Below are 19,830 nucleotides of genomic sequence, written 5' to 3'. Positions count from 1 at the left end.
TTCACCGCCGGCCGCGCCGCCATCGACAGCTCCATCCGTCAGGGGCAGATCGACCGCTTCCTCACCGCCGACATCTTTGTGCGGAAAATGCAGAGCTTTCCCTGGCCGCCGATGAAGCAGCTCATCCTGATCGAGCGTCTCCTGCCAAAATTGAAGATCAGCATCGCCAAGTGGCTCGTGCTCAGCAAAATCCTCCCCGCCGCCGTGCTTGCCACCGTGCTCGGTGTTTCGAAAAAGGGCGGGCGGAAGGAGGCCCTGTTGCTTTTCACCAGCGGCAGTTCCGGAGAACCGAAGGGCGTTGTCCTCACGCATCGCAACATCATCGCCAATGTCATGCAGTTCGGCAGCCGCCTCGGCATGAAGAGCGATGACAGCATCCTCGGCTGCCTGCCGCTTTTCCACAGCTTCGGCTGCACGGTCACGCTTTGGTTCCCGATCATCTACGGGCTGCACCTTGTCACCTATCCGACGCCACTGGAGGTGAAGAAGCTCGCCGAGCTCATCGAAAAATACCGCGTCACGTTGATGATCGCCACGCCCACCTTCCTGCGCGGCTATCTGCGCGGCGTGAACCGTGAGTCGCTGGCATCCATCAAGCTCTGCGTCACTGGCGCGGAAAAGCTCCCCACCACCCTCGCCGAGGCGTTCGAGACACGTTTCGGCAAGCGGGTGCTCGAAGGGTACGGCCTCACCGAGACTTCGCCCGCCTCCAACATCAACCTGCCTGATCCCGAACCGCTGGGTGATGAGGAAAGCGGCTACTCCTGGCTGCCCAGCCACCGTCAGGGCTCCGTCGGCCACACCGTGCCCGGCATGGCGCTGAAGATCACAAATCCCGAGACCGGCCAGCCGGTTTCACTTCACCAGAGCGGCATGATCTGGTTCAAGGGCGCGAACGTGTTCGAAGGCTACCTCAACGATCCCAAGCGCACCGCCGACGTGCTGCACGACGGCTGGTTCCGCACCGGTGACATCGGCCGCGTCGATCTCGACGGCTTCCTTTACATCGAAGGCCGCCTCAGCCGCTTCTCCAAGATCGCCGGTGAAATGGTGCCGCATGAGACCGTCGAAGAATCTCTGGTGAAGGCGATGGGCCTCGAAAACGAGACCGTGCGCAAGATCGCCGTCGTCGGCGTGCCCGACATCGACAAAGGCGAGGCGCTGATCCTCCTCACCAGCATGCCGGGCGGCCCTGAGCACCAGGAAATCCTCGATCTGCGCTACCGTCTCCTCGACAAAGGCATGCCGCCCCTCTGGATTCCCAAAAAGATGATCCGCGTCAGCGACATTCCCGTCCTCGCCTCCGGCAAGCTCGACGTGCAGAGCTGCGAGAAGATCGCCCGCGCCGCGGCAGGGATCTGACCGCCCGCTTGCTTCATACGATCAGCATGCAGTCCCCATAGCTGTAGAAGCGGTAACGCTCACGAATGGCTTCCGCGTAGGCTTGCAGGATGAGCTCTCGGCCCGCGAGGGCGCTGACCAGCATGATGAGTGTTGATTTTGGAAGGTGGAAATTCGTCAGCAATCCGCCCGAAACGCGGAACTCGAAGCCGGGATGAATGAAGATGTCCGTGCTCCCACGGGCGGCGATCACACGGCCATGGTCCCGTGCGACGGTTTCCAGCGTGCGCATGGCCGTGGTTCCGACAGGAATCACACGCTTCGCCGCCTGAACCGCCGCCGCCGTCGATTCTGACACTTCATACACCTCCGAGTGCATCTTGTGATCCTCGATCTTCTCCACCTTCACCGGCTGAAACGTCCCGACGCCGACATGCAGCGTCACAAACGTGTGCGGCAGCGTCTCCAGCACCTCCGGCGTGAAATGCAGCCCTGCTGTGGGGGCTGCGATGGAGCCCTCCTGCTTCGCAAAGACCGTTTGGTAGCGTTCACGGTCCGCAGGCTGGTCTTCGCGGCCCATGTAGTGCGGCAGGGCCAGATGCCCGTGTTTGGACTCGTCCACAACACGGTCAAACTCGATGATGCGGTCGCCGTTTTCCTCCAAAATCTCGACCACGGTGCCGGTGGCCTCGCCAATCGCCAAAGTATGGCCGACGCGGAACTTCTTACCTGGTTTGACCATGCAGCGCCAGCGCGTGGGAGTGATTGGCTCCACGCGCAGCACCTCATGGCCGCGATCCGTGAAGTAGCGCGCCGGAACCACCCGTGTGTCGTTCAAGACGAGCATGTCCCCGGCTTCGCGGGACACAAACTGCCCGATCTCGCGAAACATCCGGTGCTCTATCTTTCCCGAATCACGATGCACCACCATCATGCGCGACGCCGAACGGTCCGCCAGCGGCTCGCTGGCGATCAATTCAGGCGGCAGGTGGTAATCAAAGTCCGAAGTGAACATGGTTAGGCCTTTACCTAACTTGAATCTTTGAACCTGAAACCTGAAACTTCATTTTCACCGTCCGATTCCCCCCAAACTTTGTCCTTCCCATCCGCCGCCGGTCACGCCTATAAACTCACACCACTTCACCAACCAACATCATGCCTGACAAGAAGCTCAACATCGCCGTCGTCGGCCTCGGATTCGGGGCGGAATTCATCCCCATCTGGCAGCGCCACCCGCTCACCACCTGCTACGCCATCTGCCAGCGTGATGAAAAGAAGCTCAACGCCATCGGCGAGGCTTTCGGCGTGAAGGTGCGCTACGCGGACTTCGCGGAGATGCTCAAGGATCCGAACATCGACGCGGTGCACATCAACTCGCCCATCCCCGACCATGGCTGGATGAGCATCGCCGCGTTGAAAGCCGGCAAACACGTCGCCTGCACCGTGCCGATGGCCACCAGCATCGAGGACTGCAAAAAGATCTGCGACCTCGTCAAAAAGACCGGACTCAAATACATGATGATGGAGACCGTCGTTTATGCCCGCGAGTATCTCTTCATGAAGGAGCAGCTCGACCAGGGCAAGCTGGGCAAGTTGCAGTTCGTGCAGGCCTCCCATCAGCAGGACATGGACGGCTGGCCGAACTACTGGCCCGGTCTGCCGCCGATGTGGTATGCCACGCACTGCGTCGGCCCGGTGGCCGGCTTGATCGGCAAATCGGCCGAATATGTGAGCTGCTTCGGCTCCGGCACCGTGCGCAAGGAACTGCAAAAGTGCTACGGCAGCCCCTTCGCGGTCGAGACCGCGCACATCAAGTTCAAAGGCACCGATGTGAACGCCCGCATCATCCGCAGCCTCTTTGACACCGCCCGCCAATATCGCGAGAGCATCGACGTGTATGGCGACAAGGCCACCATCGAATGGCCGCTCATCGAGCATGAACCGCTCGTCATGCACCGGGCGAAGCTGCCGGAGCACAAGATTCCGAAGCTCGTGAAAGCACCCGACTTTGCAAAACGCCTGCCCGCGCCGATCCGCCGCTTCACCACGAAAGGCGTGTATGATCTGGCGAAGAAGACGCATCTCAGCTTCACACAGGGCAGCGGTCACGGCGGCAGCCATCCGCACCTCGCGCACGAGTTCGCCTCCGCCCTCGCCGAAAAGCGTCAGCCCTTCCCGAATGCCGTCCAATCCGCCAACTGGACCTGCGTCGGCCTTTGCGCCCACGAATCCGCCATGGCAGGCGGCAAGATCGTGAAGCTGCCTGCTTTCACGCTTGGTTGATCGCATGGATGCGCCGGTATCTTCGCCCCGCACCGCCATCATCACTGGCGGCGCGGGCGATTTGGCCGGAGTGATCTGCGATGGACTAAAGCAGGCGGGCTTCGAAGTGATCGCGCCGGGTCGAGAGGACCTTGATGTGTCTAACGCGGCTTCTGTGAAGGCGTTTTTCACCAACGTGCCGCAGATTGACCTGCTGGTGAACAATGCAGGCATGTGTCGCGACGCCTCGATGGCGAAGATGGGCGAGGAGGAGTTCGATCAGGTCGTGGATGTTAACTTGAAGGGCGCGTTTCTCGTCTCGCAGGCCGCGGTGAAGCTCATGGCGAAGCAGCGGCATGGCCACATCGTGAACATTGGTTCGTATTCGGCCATGAGCGGTCCTTTTGGCCAGACCAACTACGCGGCAGCCAAGGCCGGCTTGATCGGCCTCACGCAGAGTCTGGCCAAGGAGTATGGTGCTCGAAACATCCGTGTGAACTGCGTCCTGCCGGGCTTTTTGGAGACGAAAATGACGCGGCATTTGTTTCAGGACGTGGCATTTCGCGAAAATTTGCTGAACGCACATGCGCTGGGCCGGTTGAACACGCTGGAAGATGCGGCACGCTTCATCGTGTTCCTGCACACGATGGAAAACGTCAGTGGCCAGGTGTTCCAGCTCGACAGCCGGGTGCGGCGGTGGACTTAAAGCGTGAATTCCGCCGGCAACGGTGCCTCCCAAAAACTCGGGTATCCTTCGAGATTGAGCTCAAGCCTGGAGGAATGCAGCGCCTGGCGTGACAGGATGAGTTTTTGCTCCAAGGCTGGTGTCCAGCCGGTGTCGATGAACTCCAGATAGCAGCGGTCATCGCGGCCATAGAGCTTGTCGCCGACGATGGGCAGTCCGAGATGGCTCAAATGCACGCGAATCTGGTGCATGCGGCCCGTTTCTGGCTTCGCTTCGATCAAGGCGAACTTCATGCCATCACGCTCGAAGCGCTGAAGGACACGGAAGATCGTGCGGCAGGGCACGCCGTGCTCGTGGACGATTTGTTTGACCCAGATGTCCGAGCTTTGCACCTCGCCAGCACGAAGGATCGGCGCGTCGAGCGCATGTTCACTCCACTCAGGCCAGCCGTGGACGAGGGCGGTGTAGGTTTTGTGAATGCGCCGCTCCTGCATCGCCATGCCGAAGAGTCGTGCGACCACCTGCGTCTTCGCCACGAGCACGACGCCGCTGGTTTCGCGGTCGAGGCGGTTGATGATCGAAACCTGGCCGCCGTTGGCGATTTCATACGAAAGCAGATCGCACAGGCGGTGCCACAGGGTGGGAGGGCCGTTCGGATCGCCGGGATGGATTTGCAGCGGAGCGGGTTTGTTGACGACGATGTAGTCCTCCGACTCGTCGATGACGGTGAAAGTGGCGTCGTTGCGGATGCTCACAGCACAGGAATGGCGAGTTCCCGGCCGAAAACGATGGGCTGGGGATTGTAGATGTAGTCCGCGTCGTCGAAGTGCCACCATTCGGACTCAAGCTGGGTGAATCCGGCCTGCTTCATCGCCTCCTTGAGAATGCGCAGGTTTTCTTTGATCACCGGATCACCACCCCGGTAGTGGTGGCTGGCGTTTTTGAAGTCCTGGTCAAAATAGGTTGGCATGCGTTGCTCGCGGCCTTGCGCATCGACGAGCGTGAGATCAACCGCGATGCCGCCGCAATGCCGGCTCCAGCCTTCCTCAGGCGATAAAAACATCCCGGTGCCGCCGCCATGACTGTGCAGTGTCTCTTGTGCCTCAGGCGGACGGTAGGCGTCCCAGACGCGCAGGCCGTAACCTTGGGCATGGAGCAGTTCCTGGGCTTTTTTCAGCTTCTGTGCCGTCTCCACCCGCAGCAGGCAGGGCATGCGCGGCGGGTAGATCGGCCGGTTGGCGACATTGTGCGGCGTGGCATAGCGAAGGTCGATGGCGATGCCTGGAACGAAGGCGCGCACATCAACCAGGTCGAACTGCTTTGCCAGCTCGATGGACCGGCTCGGGATGAGGGCGCTGCGGCGTTCCTCCCTCGCGGCGCAGCAGGCGAGGAGGGCGAGGAAAGGAATCAGAACTCGGGAAACTGAGATCATGCGGAGTTTTTGCTTCCATACTCACGCACGGCGGGGCAAGTTTGCAAACTCCGCCATCCATCATGACGAGATTCCAAGTCCTCAACACCCTGCTGCATTTCCTGGCCTTCTACATCGGCGCTGGCATCGGCTCGTTCCTGAACGTGGTCATTTACCGCCTGCCGCTGGGCATTTCGGTGAACAAGCCGCGTCGCAGCTTCTGCCCTTCGTGCAAATACCAGATCCCGATGTGGCAGAACATTCCGCTGCTGAGCTGGCTGCTGCTGCGCGGCAAGTGCGCGAACTGCGGCGGGAAAATTTCGGTGCGTTATTTCCTCGTCGAGCTGCTCACCGGTGTGATGTTCTACCTCGTCTTTTTGAAGGTCAGCGGCGATTTTTCCGCCGGTGGCAATCCATGGCCCTTGATCAAGCTGTGGGGGCCGCAGGTGCTGTGCCTGTGGATTTTCATGAGCCTGCTCATTTCGGGCACCTTCATTGACATCGACCATTTCATCCTGCCGCACACGATCACCATCGGCGGCGCGGTTGCCGGTGTGCTGGCCGCGTGGTGGGTGCCGGAACTGGTGGACCAGGAAACGCACACAAACGGCCTGCTGATTTCTTTGGCGAGCGCGGCACTCGGTCTTGGCGGCCTTTGGCTGATTGTGGAACTGGGCAAACTGGCGTTCGGACGGAAGAAGTTTGTGTTTGAAAAGGAGGTAACCTGGGATGTGTCTCAACCGGACGACAATGAACCGCCGGTGGTCGTCTTTGGTGAGCATAAGTATGACTGGGCCGATCTCTTCATGCGCGCGACGGACCGCATGGTTGTCTCGTGCACCGCTTTACAGGTGAACGACCGGTCGTTTGGCTCAGCCACTGCTGAATTATGGATGGAAAAGCTCAAGGTGCGCGACGGCACGAGCTTGGAGGAGTTTCCGCTCGAAGGCGTGACCAAACTGACCGCGAAGACCACTGAAGTCGTAATCCCGCGCGAGGCGATGGGCTTCGGCGACGTGCTCTTCCTGATGATGATCGGTGCTTTCACCGGCTGGCAGGCCGTTCTGTTCACAATCTTGGCCGCTTCGGTGCTGGGCACGGTTTTCGCGTTGATTCACCGCGTCACTGGCCGGGCGGAATGGGGGGCGAAGATCCCCTTCGGTCCCTACCTGGCGATGGGCGCGATGATCTGGGTCTTTTACGGCCCTCAGTTCGTGGAGTGGTATCTGAGCAAGACGATGTGGCGGTGATCCTCTATTCCGCCTTCTTCTTTTTGCCCGTCCCCTTCCCTTCTTCGGCTGCTCCGGCGGCTGAGGCTCGTTGTCAAAGGCCTTGTTACCGTGCGTGAAACGGGGCGGTGGCACCGTTTCACCGAATTGCTTCTGCAGGCGCGTGATTTCGTCTTTGAGCTCCTTCACCGTCTCCGCGTAAGCGGGATCGCTGTAGAAGTCCTTCACCTCCAAAGGATCCTTTTCGCGGTCGAGCAATTCCCAGTCATTCACATCGGGCGCGTAGTAGTGAATCAGTTTGAAGCGGTCTGTGATCACCCCGTAGTGCGGGCGCACGCGGTGCGGCACGGGGAACTCGTAGTAGTGGTAGTAGTGCGCCTTGCGCCAGTCGGCGGGCGTCTCGCCTTTCATGAGCGGCACGAGGCTGCGACCATGCATGCCTTCCATCATGGGCGCCTGCGCGATGTCGAGGAAGGTGCTGGCGAAGTCGAGGAGGCTGGTGAGCTGGTTGTTCGTGCTGCCAGGCTTGATCACGCCAGGCCAGCGGGCGAGCAGCGGGCTGCGCAGGCTTTCCTCAAAGATCCAGCGTTTGTCGAACCAACCATGCTCGCCCAGATAAAATCCTTGGTCGCTGCTGAGGATGACGACGGTATTCTTGGCGAGGTCGTTTTTGTCGAGGTAGTCGAGCACGCGGCCCACATTTTCATCGACGGCCTTCACGCAGGCGAGGTAGTCGTGCATGTAGCGCTGGTAACGCCACTTCACGAGATCGCGGCCGGTCGGCGCAGCGGCGGCATACTTGGCATTGCGCGGCTCGTAATAGGCGTTCCAGGCTTTCTTCTGCTCTTCGGTCAAATTACCCGGAACGACGAGTTTCGCGTCTCGCTCGGTGAAGGTGCGGTCGATGCCCATGTCGTGATCGCTCACGGCCTTGCTGCGTCCGCTGTAGGCGTCGAAGAGCGTCTCCGGCTCCTCATAGACGCGGTCGTTGTCAAAGCCGAGCAGCCGCAGCGGCGGCTCCCACTCGCGATGCGGGGCCTTGTGCTGGCTCATCATCATGAAGGGCTTCGATTTGTCGCGCTGATCGAGCCATTTCAAAGTGAGGTCGCCGATGATGTCGGTGGTGTAGCCCTCGTATTTCACCTGCTTGCCGTTTTCGGTCATTGGCGGGTTGTAATAGGCTCCCTGGCCGGGGAGGACGTTCCAGTAGTCAAAGCCCACGGGGTCCGTCATGAGGTGCCATTTGCCGATGACGGCGGTCTGGTAGCCGCTCTTTTGCAGCACCTTCGGGAAGGTGGGCTGGCTGCTGTCGAACTTGCTGTTGCTGTTGTTGTAGAAGCCGTTGGCGTGCGAGTACTTTCCGGTCTGGATGACAGCGCGCATCGGACCGCAGATGGAGTTCGTCACGAGGCAGCGGTCAAAGCGCATGCCCTCTTTGGCGAGGCGGTCCATGTTCGGCGTCTCGAGCAGCTTGCGCTTGTCGCCGTAGCAGCTCATCGCCTGGTAGGCGAGGTCGTCGCAGAAAATGAAGACGATGTTCGGCGGCTGCGCGGCGCTGACAGTGACCGCGAGGGCGAGGGTGGCGAGTAGAGTGCGGATCATGGTTGGAAATGAGATGATGGTCGAACGCGAAAACCAGGGATGCTTTTCAAAAGAATCAGCCCGCATGTCCCATGGCCGCGGCCATGAGTTTTTCCTGCGTGGCTTCGTCGCGGGTGAAGGAGCCGCCGATGCGGCCCTCGTTCAGCATGAGAATGCGGTCGCTCATGCCGATGAGCTCCGGCAGCTCGCTTGAAACGAGGATGACGGCTTTTCCTGCGGCAGTAAGCCGGTTGATGATCTCGTAGATTTCGAGCTTGGCACCAACGTCGATCCCCCGAGTCGGTTCATCGAGCAGGATGACCGACGGTTCCGTGAGCAGCGCCTTGCCGAGCACCACTTTTTGCTGATTACCACCGGAGAGTTTGCCCACGATGGCCTCCAAACCCGTTGCCTTGACGCGTAGCGAACTGAAGACGTCCTGATTGCGGCGAATCTCGGCGTTTCGCTGGATGAATCCGCCGCGTGTGATGCTGGCGAGTGAAGACAGCGACAGATTGAAGCCGATTTCGTGCTCCAAATGCAGTCCGTAACGACGACGGTCTTCGGAGGCGAGCACGAGGCCTTTTTGAATGATCATTTCCGGCGTGAGACCGCCAAGCGACTGACCGCGAAGCTGCGCGCTGCCCGAGACACCGCGGCCCCAGGCTCCGAACAGATGCATGAGCAGTTCCGTGCGGCCCGCTCCCATCAAACCACCGATCCCTAGCACCTCGCCGGCGCGGAGTTCAAAGCTGATGTCGCGAAGCTTGGTGGCGCCGGTCTCCACGTCGGCCACAGTGAGCGAATCGACGCGCAGGATGACCTCGCCGGGCTGCGTGCTGCGGCGGGGAAAGAGATCGCCGATCTCGCGGCCCACCATCTGGCGGATCACCTCGGCCTTGTTCGTTTCATCGGCCGGCTGCGTGCAAACCGTGGTGCCATCGCGCAGCACGGTGATGCGGTCAGCTACGCCGAATACCTCGTCGAGTTTGTGGGAGATGTAGATGCTGGCGATGCCGCGTTTACGGAGGTCGCGCAGGATTTCGAGCAGGATCAGCACCTCATGTTCGGCCAGCGCGGCAGTGGGTTCATCGAGAATGAGGACCTTCGAGTCCTTGGCGAGCGCCTTGATGATTTCGACGAGCTGCTTCTGCCCCACGCCGAGCGTGCGCACCGGCGCGGCGGGATCGAGGCTGACCTTGAAACGATCGAGCAATGCCTGCGCCTCGCGATACATGCGCGGCCAGTCGATGAACGCGCCCCAACGTCGTGGTTCTCGGCCCAGGAAGATGTTTTCCGCCACCGTCATTTCCTCCACCAGCGCCAATTCCTGATAAATCACCGCCAGCCCGGCCTTCTCCGCGTCCTTGATCGTTTCAAACTTCGCCTCGGTGCCGTTCACCTCGAAACGTCCTTCGTAGCTGCCATGCGGATGAATGCCGGAGAGCAACTTGATCAGCGTGCTTTTGCCAGCACCGTTTTCACCACACAGGGCATGGATTTCGCCTGCCTTGAGGTCAAACGAGACTTCCTTGAGCGCGGTGACGCCGGGAAAGCGTTTGGTGATGTTCTCGGCGCGAAGAATCATGGTGGTGAGAGTTGGAACACGTCGCTTTCCTTGCGGAATCCATCTTTGATGACGGTTTCACGCAGATTTTCCTTCGTGACAGCGGAGATTTCGAGAAGGACGGAGGGCACGTCGATCTGGCCGTTGGGAACGGCATCTCGGGCGATGATGGGCTGGCCTCGGGCGAGCTTGAGCGCGAGTTCGGCGGCCTTGGTGGCGATGCTTTGGATGGGTTTGTAAACCGTCATGGCCTGCGTGCCCTGGGCGATGCGCTGGCAGGCGGCGAGGTCGGCATCCTGGCCGGTGACGATGATTTTGCCGGCAAGGCCTTCTTCAGTAAGCGCCTGGATCGCGCCGCCGGCGGTGCCGTCGTTGCTGGCGAGGATGGCATCGAAGTTCGGGCCGATCTTGGTGATGGCGGCGTTGGTGATCTTCTTGGCGTTCTCCGGCTTCCAATCCTCCGCCCAGTCTTCAAACAGTACCTCGACTTTGCCTGCGGCGATGAGCGGTTGGAGGATGTTGTCCTGGCCTTGTTTGAAGAGCTTGGCGTTGTTGTCCGTCTTCGCGCCGTAGATGCGAATGAGGCGCAGTTTCCCCCCCTGCGGGATGCGATCCGCCAGGAACTTGGCCTGCAACTCGCCGACCTTCACGTTGTCAAAGGTCAGATACAGGTCGAGGTCGCAGCCGGTGATGAGGCGGTCGTAGGAGAGCACGGGGATGCCTGCCGCATGGGCGAGTTCCACGCCGCGGGCCATGGCGGCGGCATCTTTGGGGATGATGACGAGCACATCGACCTTCTGCGTGATGAGGCTCTCGACGTTCTGCATCTGCACCACGTGGTTGCTGTTCGCAGACTGCACCAAAACATCCGCTCCGGCGTCCTGCGCGGCTTTGGTGAAGAGATCGCGGTCGATCTGCCAGCGCTCCTCCTTGAGCGTGTCCATCGACAGGCCGATGAGCGGCCGCTGGCGGGTCGCGCCACCGGCACCACCACCGCCGCGTGCGATCACGAGGCCGGTGACAATGCTAAGGGCGCAGGAAACGAGGACGAGCAGGACGCGGACGTTCATGCCTGCTGTCTAGCGAAGACGCACGCGCCTGACGAGCAGAAAATCAGTCCGCTTTCTTCTTCGTGGCACGCTTGGTCGCCGCCTTTTTTACCACAGCTTTCTTCACCGGGGCCTTTTTGGCACGTGGCTTGGGCTCGGGCGCGGGTTCGTCGGCTTTCAGCGCGACTTCGGGCGCGTCGCCCCAGAGTTCCTCCAGTGCGTAGTATTCCCGTTTTTCGGGAGTGAGGATGTGCACCATGACGTTGCCATAGTCGATGATGATCCACTGGCTGTCGTAGTTGCCATCCTTGTAGAGCGGACGCTGGCCATGCTTCTCCTTCATCTCGTCCTCGATGTTGTCGCGCACGGCGCGGAGCTGCGGGGCGGAGGTGGCGCTGCAGAGCACGAAGTAGTCGATGACGGGGGAGAGCCCCCGCAGGTCGAGGATGCGGATGTTTTCAGCTTTTTTGTCGTCGGCGAATTCGGCGCAGGCGCGGGCGATGGCGAGGTCTTCCATGATTTTTCGGGTCGGATTTAAGGATAAAGCAAGAAACGCTGCCTTTGCGAGCGGAAGCTCTGATTCCAGCCCTGCCAGCGGGCGACGATACTGGTGGCGGGCACGCCGCGACGGAGGTCATGGTAGAGAGATTCGCTGCCATAGACCTTGTTGAAGAGGTTCAGCTTTGATCCGCTCATGCGTCCGACGACCTTGCCGCCGCTCAGGCGATTGATCTCGGCCAGCAGGAGGACATCGAGCGCGGTGAGGTCGGTCGTGTTGCGCGGACTCATGTGAATGCGCACACCGCCGAAGCCGTTGCGCGAGTAGGCAGAGAAACTGACGCCCGGCGTGTTCAGACGCTGGCAATAGGCGAGCAATGCGTTCGGATTCACGCCCGCACCGCCCGCGTAGCCGAAGGGCTCGTCGGTTCCGATGCCGATATCGACTGAGGTCGCGCCGCCGAGGATACCAGTCGTGACGTAGTAGAAGGGAGAGATGGAATGCGGGATGTTCGGCGAGGTCGGGTGCCAGCGCAGGCCGGTGTCCTGCCACGTCATACCGCGATTCCACCCCTGCATTTTCACCACGTCGAGACGCGGCACGCGCGACACCCAGCCGCGTGCGCAGGCCATCATCGCGAGTTCGCCCGCCGTCATGCCGTGGACATAGGGCACGGGAATCTGGCCGACGAAGGACTTCCATTTCGATTCGAGCGGTGGTCCTTCTACACGCCAGCCGCCGAGGGGATTGGGCCGGTCGAGCACGACGAACTGCTTGCCGCATTCCGCAGCGGCCTCCATCGCGACGATCATGGTGCTGATGTAGGTGTAGCTGCGGCAGCCGATGTCCTGGAGGTCGAACACGAGCACGTCGATGGGCGCGAGCATCGCGGGGGTCGGTTTGCGCGTCGGTCCGTAAAGCGAATAGACCGTGAGTCCTGTCACCGGATCACGCCGGGTGCTGACGTGTTTTCCGGCACCGATGGTGCCGTCGATGCCGTGCTCCGGCGCATACAGAGCGACAAGATTCGGTCCGAGGCCGCGCTGAAACACGCTCCGTGTGCGTTCACCGCGGCTGGTGAGGCTGGTGTGGTTCGTGATGAGCCCGACACGCTTGCCGCGGATCAGGTCAAACCCGCGTGAGGCCAGCACATCGACGCCGAGCATGAACGGACCGCCATAGCCTGTCTGAGGCTGTGCCACACGAGGGGCGGGCATCTGGCACGCGGCCAGGATGAAGGCAGTGAGGACTGAAAAGGCGAGCTTAAGGCTGCGGATGGAGAACATGCGATGCTTCATAGCCGCAGAAGCTACGAGCGCCAATCCGCGGTGGAGGAATTTCCAGGCCACGGCTTGATTCAGTTGGATGCTCATCAACCAAACAGCGCTGCCACGGGCTTTCCGCCATCGGTGATCGGCACGGGGCGTGAGCCATCCATCAGCTCATGCGCGGGATTGATGCCCATGGCAGCGTGGATCGTAGCGTGGAAATCCACGAGAGGCACGGGGTTCTCGACGGGTTTCTTCGCCAGCTCATCCGTGACGCCATACGCGCCGCAGTGCTTTAGGCCACCACCAGCGAGCACCATGGAGAAGGCAGTGCCTTGATGCCCGCGCCCCCCGCGACCATCAAACTCCGGCGGACGACCGAACTCCGTGCCGACGACGATGAGCGTCTTGTCGAGGAGCTTCTTGTCCTTCAAATCACGAATGAGTGCGGACAAAGCCGTATCTAGCTCTTGAATGAGCAGGTGCTGGTTTTTGAAACCTTCATTGTGAATGTCCCAACCAGTGCCGTTCATGAAATTGAGGTTGTGAGAGACCTCAATGAAGCGCACGCCGGCCTGCACCAGACGGCGCGAAAGCAGGCAGCGCTGGCCAAATTCGCCGCCGTAGTCGTTGCGCAGAGATGCAGGCTCTTCCTTGAGATTGAAATGCTTCATAAAGCCCGGTCCGGCGAGTCGCAGGGCCTCTTCCTGAGCCATCTGGTAATCCGCAGCGGCGCTGTTTTTCAAAGCACGAGCCATCAGCGGTTTGAGCAAATCCTGACGAACTGCGGCACGGTCGTTATCGACGAAATCAGGCCGCGTGAAGCCTGCGGGCCCAGTCTCGGTATCAGTGAGGTAAACATAACCTGCCTTGGCACCGAGGAAGCCGGGACCACGGCTGACATTCGGATAACCGATCAAAATATAGGCCGGCACATTCTTATCCGCCGCTCCACGCTGATTCGCGATGATTGACCCGATGCTGGGGTAGGTGACATTGCCGGAAATCATTCGGCCCGTGTGCACGATGTTCGTCGCGAAGGCGTGCTCGTCGATCACGTGATGGTTCACGGTGCGCATGACCGTGACATGCTCCATGACCTTCGCCGTTTTGCCGAGGTGCTCGGAGAGGCGCACGCCGGGCACGCTGGTTTCGATAGAGTTGTAGAGCGAACCCGGCTTCGAAGGCTTGCCGAGGTTATCCCCGAGGTCCTTTGGATCAAAGGTGTCGATCTGCCCCATGCCACCGCCGAGCCAGATGAAGATGCAGTGCTCTGCCTTGCCCTTCGGCATGTGGACGGGCGTGTTGTTGGCAAACAAAGGAGATGCGCCAAGCGCGGCGGCGGAGGTGAGGAAGGAGCGGCGTTTCATGGTCGGACGAGTTTCAAGTTTCAGGTTTAAAGTTTCAAGGTGTGTGATCACGGACTGAAAGCCCACTCGGGTGCGTTGAGCATGGCCCAAAGGATGTCTTCGAGGCGCTGGCGCCAGTTGTTGTCGAGCTTCGTGGAAGGAGGGTCACCTTTGCGGGCGGCGGCTTCTTGGGCTTGGCGGACGATTGTGGCTTCAGCATCGAGGTGGTTGGACCAAGACACGTATTTTTCGGGAGCGCGGTTGCTGCGAGGAGCGGGTGATGCGTGATTCGTGATGCGTGACTCGAAGCCGGGGGTGAGATGCTTCACATAGAGGTCTTTCTCTTCCTTCGTGGGAAGACGGGTGAGGAGCTTGAGGTAGAGGTTATCGACGAGTTGATCGACGGTTTGCTTTTTGAGGGCGAGTTGGGTGACGCCGTGGTCGTCGCTGAGGCGGGTGAGCCAGACGCCGACGGTGCCGTTGCTGATGATGGCGGGCTGGAGAACGTTCGGTGCGGCATCGCGGACGCTGGTGGGGTCCTGACGTGCACCGCGCCAGCCGAAGGCGCTCAAGACATCGCCCACGGCCTGGATGCGCGGGAGGCTGAGGCTGGGGCGGTCGCGTTCGTTGCTGGTGCTGGTGAGCATCCAACTGCGGCGCGGTTTGCCCATGTGGATGGCGTTTTTCAAATCACGCGTGTTGTCGATGTCGAGGCAGACTTCTTCGGTCTTGAAGGGCTTGCCAGTGGCGGCGAAGAGGCCGTCCACAATCTGCTCGGCCATGAGGCGACGCGGCGCGGGAGCGGCAAACAGCGGGCTGGTTTCTTTGAGCTCGGTGTCGGTGGCGCGTTGATAGGCGTGCGAATTCAAAATGAGCCGCGCGAGGTGTTTCATGTCGTAACCGCCGCGCACGAACTCGTGGGCGAGCCACTTCAGCAACTCGGGATGCGAAGGTTTGCCCTTCTCCCAATCGGCGACGGGATCGACGATGCCGCGGCCCATGTAGCGGGCCCAGAGGCGGTTGGCCATGACCTGGGCGAAGCGCTCGTTTTGCGGTGCGGTGATGAGCGCGGCGAGTTGATCGCGAGTGTCGTCGGGATATTCGGCGAGCTTTGCGGCGGATTCGTCGCAGAACTCGGTGAACGACCATTTCGGCGGCACCTTGGTGCCCACTTTGAGCGTGATGTTGATGAGCGGCTTGCGGCCCGTGGCTTTGAAGCGGTCGAGGCTCACGCTGCTCGTCAAAGGCACTTCGAGTTCCTTCGAGTTCAGCATCGCGGCCATTTTGAAAAGGTCCTCCTGCGTGCTTTTCGCGGCGGGGGCATCGTGGCAGCGGGCGCACTTCATTTCGACGCCGAGGAAGGCGCTGCCGATGATGGTGCCCTTCGCGGCCATGGGCACGTCGTTCTGCGAGGCGGTGGCAAAGCCCGCCGGTCCGCCGAGTCGCTCGCTGCCCTTCATGCGCAGCAGTTCGGTGACGAAGAAGTCCATCGGCTTGTTGTCACGCAGCGATTCGTAGAGCCACCAGCGGAAGGGGCCGGTGTTGTTCAGCGTGGGGTTGAGGATGTTCGGATTCTCCGCGAGCACATCCTGCCAGTAACCCATCCAGTGATCGGCCCAGCGGGGGTCGGCGAGGAGTTTGTCGATCACTTTGCGACGGGCAGACAATGAGACAGGGAGAGGGGGAGACAATGAGACGCCGGCTTTTGAGGTCTCCTTGTCTGATTGTCCCCTTGTCTGATTGTCTTGCTTCACATCGGCCATGAAGCTCTCAATTTCCTCCAGCGACGGCGGAACACCGACGACATCGAGATAAACGCGGCGCAAGAAGGTCAGGTCATCGGTCAAAGCAGTGACTTCCGTGCGGTCGGCGCGGATCTCGGGCCATACGGCACCTTCTTTGATCCACGTGGTGAGTGCCTCGACCTCGGCGGCGGTGAGTTTGGCGCCTTTGGGTGGCATGACCTCGTCTTCGTCGGTGGAGACGACGCGTTTCAAGATGGCGCTGTGATCGGGTTTGCCGGGGGTGATGGCCGCGCCGTCGTTTTCGCCGCCTTTGATCGCTGCGGCGAGTGTGTCGAGTTGCAGATCGCCTTTGGCCTTGCCGCCGCGATGGCATTCGAGGCACTTCGTTTCGAGGATGGGCTGCACCTGCTTGAAGAAGTCCACGCTGCCCTGGTGCGAGGTCTGCGACTTCACTTTGGCGATGGTGGCACCGATGAAGTTGTCGATGTCGTTGAGCTTCGGCATGCCTTCGGGCAATTCAGGCACCTTCACGGCGTCTGCTTTGGCCAGCCATTGCTTCGCGGCCTCGCGACGTGTTTTCCAATAGGGATCGGACTTCGCGCGGAGTTCGGCACGACGCTTGTCGTTCATGACTTCGTAGTGCGCGGTGCGTTCGTTTTCATACGCGGCCCATCCGGCGTCGTTGTAAGGCACGCTGCGTTTTCCGGCGGAGACGAGTTGCCAGGTCTGCGTGCCTTCTTTCGACCATGCGACGATGGTTTCGCCGAGTTCGGGGCGTCGGATGGATTTGCCGACGTAACTGCCCACGAGCGTTTCGAGCACGATGAACTGCGGTTTGCCGGTGCCTTCGAACTCGCACCACGATTCGCGATTGCCTGGCGGCACGAAGCGGAAGTCGGGACCGAGGTCGAGGTAGTCTTTTTGATCGGCGACGAGGTGATGACCGTCGCTGTCCTTCGGTGGGAAAGGCGTCTTCAGCATCGTTTTGCCGTCGATGTAGAGATTCGTGGCTCCACGAGCACGCAGCAGCAGGCGATGTTTGCCTTTGGGGAAGGTCACGCTGGCGGCGGCACGCAAAAGGAAGGGCACATGACGGTCACCGCGCACGCCGGTCTCGACATACTTTTGCGGCACCTCGAAGAAGCCGAACACGTCCTCGGTGTAGGTCTCGCCGACCTTCGGCGGCTCGCTGGGCCATGCGTTGGCCTCTGGCATGCCTTCCTCGGCGAGTTGCACGAGCACGCGGCCTGCGGGCACGTCTTTTTTCGCCACCGGCGGAGGCGGCGGGATGAATTGATACTTCGCCTTCAGCGCCTCGGTGTCGATGGGGCCGCGATAGATGGCCACGTTGTCGAGCCAGCCTTCAAACGCGTGCGACGAGGCCATCGTCGAGCCATTTCCAATCACCACCGCATCACCATCGGTCACCGGGCCGCGATCCGTCGCGCCGCCCATGTCCCAGGTGCCGTCGGTCTCGCGACCGTCGATGAAGCCCTTGATGCTCTTGGGTTTCCCGTAGGTGTAAGTCACGGCCACATGATGCCAGCCCGCGGTGGGCACGGTGTCCTTCGACCACCAGCGATGCCACTCGCCCTTTTTCCCCGGCACATCGGCGCTGTGGAAGAGGAAGCCGATCTGCGAGCCCGCTTTGCCATGCTGGAGGCGGAAGGCGTAGTTTTGATTGTTCGCACCGAATTCCTTCGTGCCGAGGCGGCCCTTCCCGATGATGTAAGGCGTGCCCGAGGCATCCGCGACCTTCACCCAGGCCTCCAGCGTGATCGTTTCGTTGAGGCCAAAACGCAGTTCCGGGCTGTCAGCGACCTTGATGGGGGTTTTCACGTCAAAGAGGCGAGCCTTGTTCGTCTCGGAAAAGCCGGGGTAGGTCGGCGCACGCGGTCCTGACTCTTTGCCATCATCAAAACGCCACTGCATCACCGGGGCGGAGGCGGGCTTGTCAGAGGCATCGTTTCCAGCCGCATCGTTTTGGGCGAGGGCTGAAGAGACGCAAAGGACTGAAAGGACGAAAGGGACTTTGAAGGAAGCCATGCCTTATGAACGCGATCTGGAGACCACTTTCAGCATTCCGGGCATCCCACTTTCGTGAGGGGAGAAAAGGCGAAAAGGGCGCTTGAAAAACAAAGGAGAGTTAACACATTACCACATGAGTTACCGTCTTACCCGAACCAGCATGGCTTTGGATCCGTTCACGCTCGGCGTCCTGGATCTCCTATCGCAGAAATGGGGCGTCCCGAAAGCTGAGGTCATGCGCAGAGCGGTGCGCCGCATTAAGGAGGAAGACGATATGAAAGCCCAATGCCCTAAACCCCTAGAAGCCCTCGATTGGCTGCAAAACGGCGGCGGTCTCACCGTGCAGGAGGCCGAGGCCTTCCGTGAGGAAGTGAAGGCTGAGCGTGAGGCTAAACGCCACTGGTGGGAATCATGATCCATCTGGACACGAATCTCCTCATTGACCTCGTCACCATCGGATCACCGCACATCGCGATGGTGCGGAAGTGGCTGGTGGATGGCAAAGAACTGGCCGTCAGCGCCATCGCGTGGTCGGAGTTTCTCAACGGCCCGCACAGCAAGGCGCAAAAAGACGCCGTGCAGGCCATCGTCGGCGGACGCATCCTCGATTTCACGGTCAAGGAAGCCGAGCAGGCCTCCCGCCTCTTTCACTACACCGGCCGCAAGCGCGGCAGTCACGCTGACTGCATGATCGCCGCCTGCGCCATGACCCAAGGCGTCCGCGTCGCGACGCGAAACATCGCCGACTTCGAGAAATTCGTGCCGCACGGCCTTAAACTGCTCGCGGTGGAGACCGTGACGTAAAACGAACTTCCAAGTTCGTTTTACACGCTCACCAGCCCACGCCGGATGGCCTCCGCAGTCGCCTGAGCACGGTCATTGACCTTCAGCTTCATTAGGATGCGGCTCACGTGCTGCTTCACGGTGTCTTCGGAGATGCCCAACGTGGCGGCGATCTCTTTGTTGGCATTGCCACGTGTGACGAGAGTGAGGATCTCCCGCTCACGCGGCGTAATTTCGGGCTCAGCAAGGCGGTCTTTGAGTCTCTGGGCGATATCCGGCGGCAAAGAACGCTCCCCTTTCGCCACGGATCGAATGGCGGCCAGCAGAGCGTCGCGGGAGGAGGATTTTTGCAGGTAACCGAGGGCTCCGGCCTTCAAGGCGGCCTGGATTTCCTCATCGCGGGCAAACGTGGAGAAAATGAGCACGCGAGCCGCTGGATGCTCGCGCAGCAGCGCCGCGGTGGCGTCGATGCCGCTGAGGCCGGGGAGCTGGAGGTCCATGAGCACCACATCGGGCTTTTTTTGCGCAAAAAGCCGTGCCGCGTTCTCGCCACGATCCGCCTCGCCGACGACCTGAAGGTCATCCTCAAGCTCCAACGAGGCCACCAGGCCGCTGCGGACGACGAAGTGATCGTCGATGAGTAGAAGAGAGATCATGGGAGGTAAGGGAGCGGCGAATGACGAATTCAGAATGAAGAATGACGAACGAATGTCGAAGCTCGAATGACGGAATATCCTTGCGGCGAGTTGCTTCGGCATTGGGCATTGGGGGGATTTTGAACCGCGAAGTTAGCCGCACTTCAGGACCGGATCCGGACATTGCAACAGCATGGGGACAGCAGACGGTTGAGATTCAAAGGCTTTAGCGTGGGCAACATCCGCTCCCTTTTCCCGACGCGATCCCGCAAAAAGGTGGGCGAATTGAATTTGAGGTGGCCCCATTTTTCGGCCAGGGAAACGCAAAGTTAAGTTAGCTTGGCGACGGCTTGGGTGTGATTTGTTTCGTTCTTGGATGGCGGCTGCGCAAGGACTTT

16 protein-coding genes and 1 pseudogene are annotated in these 19,830 nt (G+C 60.6%); 6 read left to right on the top strand and 11 right to left on the bottom strand.

What is annotated here, in order from left to right; all coding sequences use genetic code 11:
* Positions 1 to 1,362, top strand: a 1,362-nt coding sequence (locus ACILSE_RS22035) for an AMP-binding protein (protein ID WP_395719605.1), incomplete at its 5' end; no start/stop codon positions are given.
* 13 nt (positions 1,363 to 1,375) lie between these two features.
* Here ACILSE_RS22035 and queA read toward each other — a convergent pair.
* Positions 1,376 to 2,356 carry a tRNA preQ1(34) S-adenosylmethionine ribosyltransferase-isomerase QueA gene (gene queA, locus ACILSE_RS22030; protein WP_395719604.1) on the bottom strand — a complete coding sequence of 327 codons (981 nt, stop codon included), beginning with the start codon at positions 2,354 to 2,356 and terminating at the stop codon, positions 1,376 to 1,378.
* A 140-nt stretch (positions 2,357 to 2,496) separates the two neighbouring features.
* Here queA and ACILSE_RS22025 point away from each other — a divergent pair, with 140 nt between their 5' ends.
* Positions 2,497 to 3,624: a Gfo/Idh/MocA family protein gene (locus tag ACILSE_RS22025; RefSeq protein WP_395719603.1), complete on the top strand. Its 1,128-nt coding sequence runs from the start codon at positions 2,497 to 2,499 to the stop codon at positions 3,622 to 3,624.
* Between the two features lie 4 nt (positions 3,625 to 3,628).
* Positions 3,629 to 4,309, top strand: coding sequence for an SDR family oxidoreductase (locus tag ACILSE_RS22020; RefSeq protein WP_395719602.1), 681 nt, complete (start codon positions 3,629 to 3,631; stop codon positions 4,307 to 4,309).
* Here the strand turns inward: ACILSE_RS22020 and ACILSE_RS22015 are convergent.
* Positions 4,306 to 5,043, bottom strand: coding sequence for an RluA family pseudouridine synthase (locus tag ACILSE_RS22015; protein ID WP_395719601.1), 738 nt, complete (start codon positions 5,041 to 5,043; stop codon positions 4,306 to 4,308). The genes ACILSE_RS22020 and ACILSE_RS22015 overlap by 4 nt on opposite strands.
* Positions 5,040 to 5,720 (bottom strand): M15 family metallopeptidase, encoded by a 681-nt coding sequence (locus tag ACILSE_RS22010; RefSeq protein ID WP_395719600.1) that lies wholly within the window; start codon positions 5,718 to 5,720, stop codon positions 5,040 to 5,042. Before ACILSE_RS22010 ends, ACILSE_RS22015 begins: the two co-directional genes overlap by 4 nt.
* A 62-nt stretch (positions 5,721 to 5,782) precedes the next feature.
* Between ACILSE_RS22010 and ACILSE_RS22005 the strand changes: the two genes are divergently transcribed.
* Positions 5,783 to 6,949, top strand: a complete 1,167-nt coding sequence (locus ACILSE_RS22005; protein ID WP_395719599.1) for a prepilin peptidase — start codon at positions 5,783 to 5,785, stop codon at positions 6,947 to 6,949.
* Positions 6,950 to 7,009: 60 nt separating this feature from the next.
* On the opposite strand, the pseudogene ACILSE_RS22000 reads toward ACILSE_RS22005, so the two are convergent.
* The 7 genes and pseudogenes from ACILSE_RS22000 to ACILSE_RS21970 form a co-directional block, all read right to left on the bottom strand.
* Positions 7,010 to 8,530, bottom strand: a pseudogene (locus ACILSE_RS22000) (sulfatase); the annotation flags it as partial.
* Between the two features lie 55 nt (positions 8,531 to 8,585).
* Positions 8,586 to 10,097, bottom strand: coding sequence for a sugar ABC transporter ATP-binding protein (locus tag ACILSE_RS21995; protein ID WP_395719598.1), 1,512 nt, complete (start codon positions 10,095 to 10,097; stop codon positions 8,586 to 8,588).
* Complete coding sequence (locus tag ACILSE_RS21990) at positions 10,094 to 11,146, bottom strand: sugar ABC transporter substrate-binding protein (RefSeq protein WP_395719597.1); 1,053 nt, start codon at positions 11,144 to 11,146, stop codon at positions 10,094 to 10,096. The genes ACILSE_RS21995 and ACILSE_RS21990 overlap by 4 nt, the downstream gene beginning before the upstream one ends.
* A 43-nt stretch (positions 11,147 to 11,189) precedes the next feature.
* On the bottom strand, positions 11,190 to 11,642 hold the full coding sequence (gene rsfS, locus ACILSE_RS21985; RefSeq protein WP_395719596.1) for a ribosome silencing factor: 453 nt from the start codon (positions 11,640 to 11,642) through the stop codon (positions 11,190 to 11,192).
* A gap of 17 nt (positions 11,643 to 11,659) precedes the next feature.
* Entirely contained in the window at positions 11,660 to 12,910 is a 1,251-nt protein-coding gene (locus ACILSE_RS21980; protein ID WP_395719595.1) for an exo-beta-N-acetylmuramidase NamZ domain-containing protein, read from the bottom strand.
* 86 nt (positions 12,911 to 12,996) lie between these two features.
* Positions 12,997 to 14,262, bottom strand: a complete 1,266-nt coding sequence (locus ACILSE_RS21975; RefSeq protein WP_395719594.1) for a DUF1501 domain-containing protein — start codon at positions 14,260 to 14,262, stop codon at positions 12,997 to 12,999.
* Between the two features lie 47 nt (positions 14,263 to 14,309).
* Positions 14,310 to 18,032 (bottom strand): DUF1553 domain-containing protein, encoded by a 3,723-nt coding sequence (locus ACILSE_RS21970; RefSeq protein WP_395719593.1) that lies wholly within the window; start codon positions 18,030 to 18,032, stop codon positions 14,310 to 14,312.
* A gap of 115 nt (positions 18,033 to 18,147) precedes the next feature.
* On the opposite strand from ACILSE_RS21970, the gene ACILSE_RS21965 reads away from it, so the two are divergent.
* Both ACILSE_RS21965 and ACILSE_RS21960 read left to right on the top strand, forming a co-directional pair.
* A complete protein-coding gene (locus ACILSE_RS21965; RefSeq protein ID WP_395719592.1) occupies positions 18,148 to 18,429 on the top strand; it encodes a hypothetical protein in 282 nt (93 codons plus the stop codon).
* Entirely contained in the window at positions 18,426 to 18,818 is a 393-nt protein-coding gene (locus tag ACILSE_RS21960; RefSeq protein ID WP_395719591.1) for a type II toxin-antitoxin system VapC family toxin, read from the top strand. Before ACILSE_RS21965 ends, ACILSE_RS21960 begins: the two co-directional genes overlap by 4 nt.
* 20 nt (positions 18,819 to 18,838) lie before the next feature.
* Here the strand turns inward: ACILSE_RS21960 and ACILSE_RS21955 are convergent, their stop codons facing one another.
* On the bottom strand, positions 18,839 to 19,453 hold the full coding sequence (locus ACILSE_RS21955; RefSeq protein ID WP_395719590.1) for a response regulator: 615 nt from the start codon (positions 19,451 to 19,453) through the stop codon (positions 18,839 to 18,841).
* Positions 19,454 to 19,830 lie beyond the last annotated feature (377 nt).

The sequence above is a fragment of the Prosthecobacter sp. genome (genome assembly GCF_044236155.1).
GTDB lineage: Bacteria > Verrucomicrobiota > Verrucomicrobiia > Verrucomicrobiales > Verrucomicrobiaceae > Prosthecobacter.
Note: the sequence above shows the minus strand (reverse complement) of the source record. Positions and strands in the feature narration are given on the sequence as shown.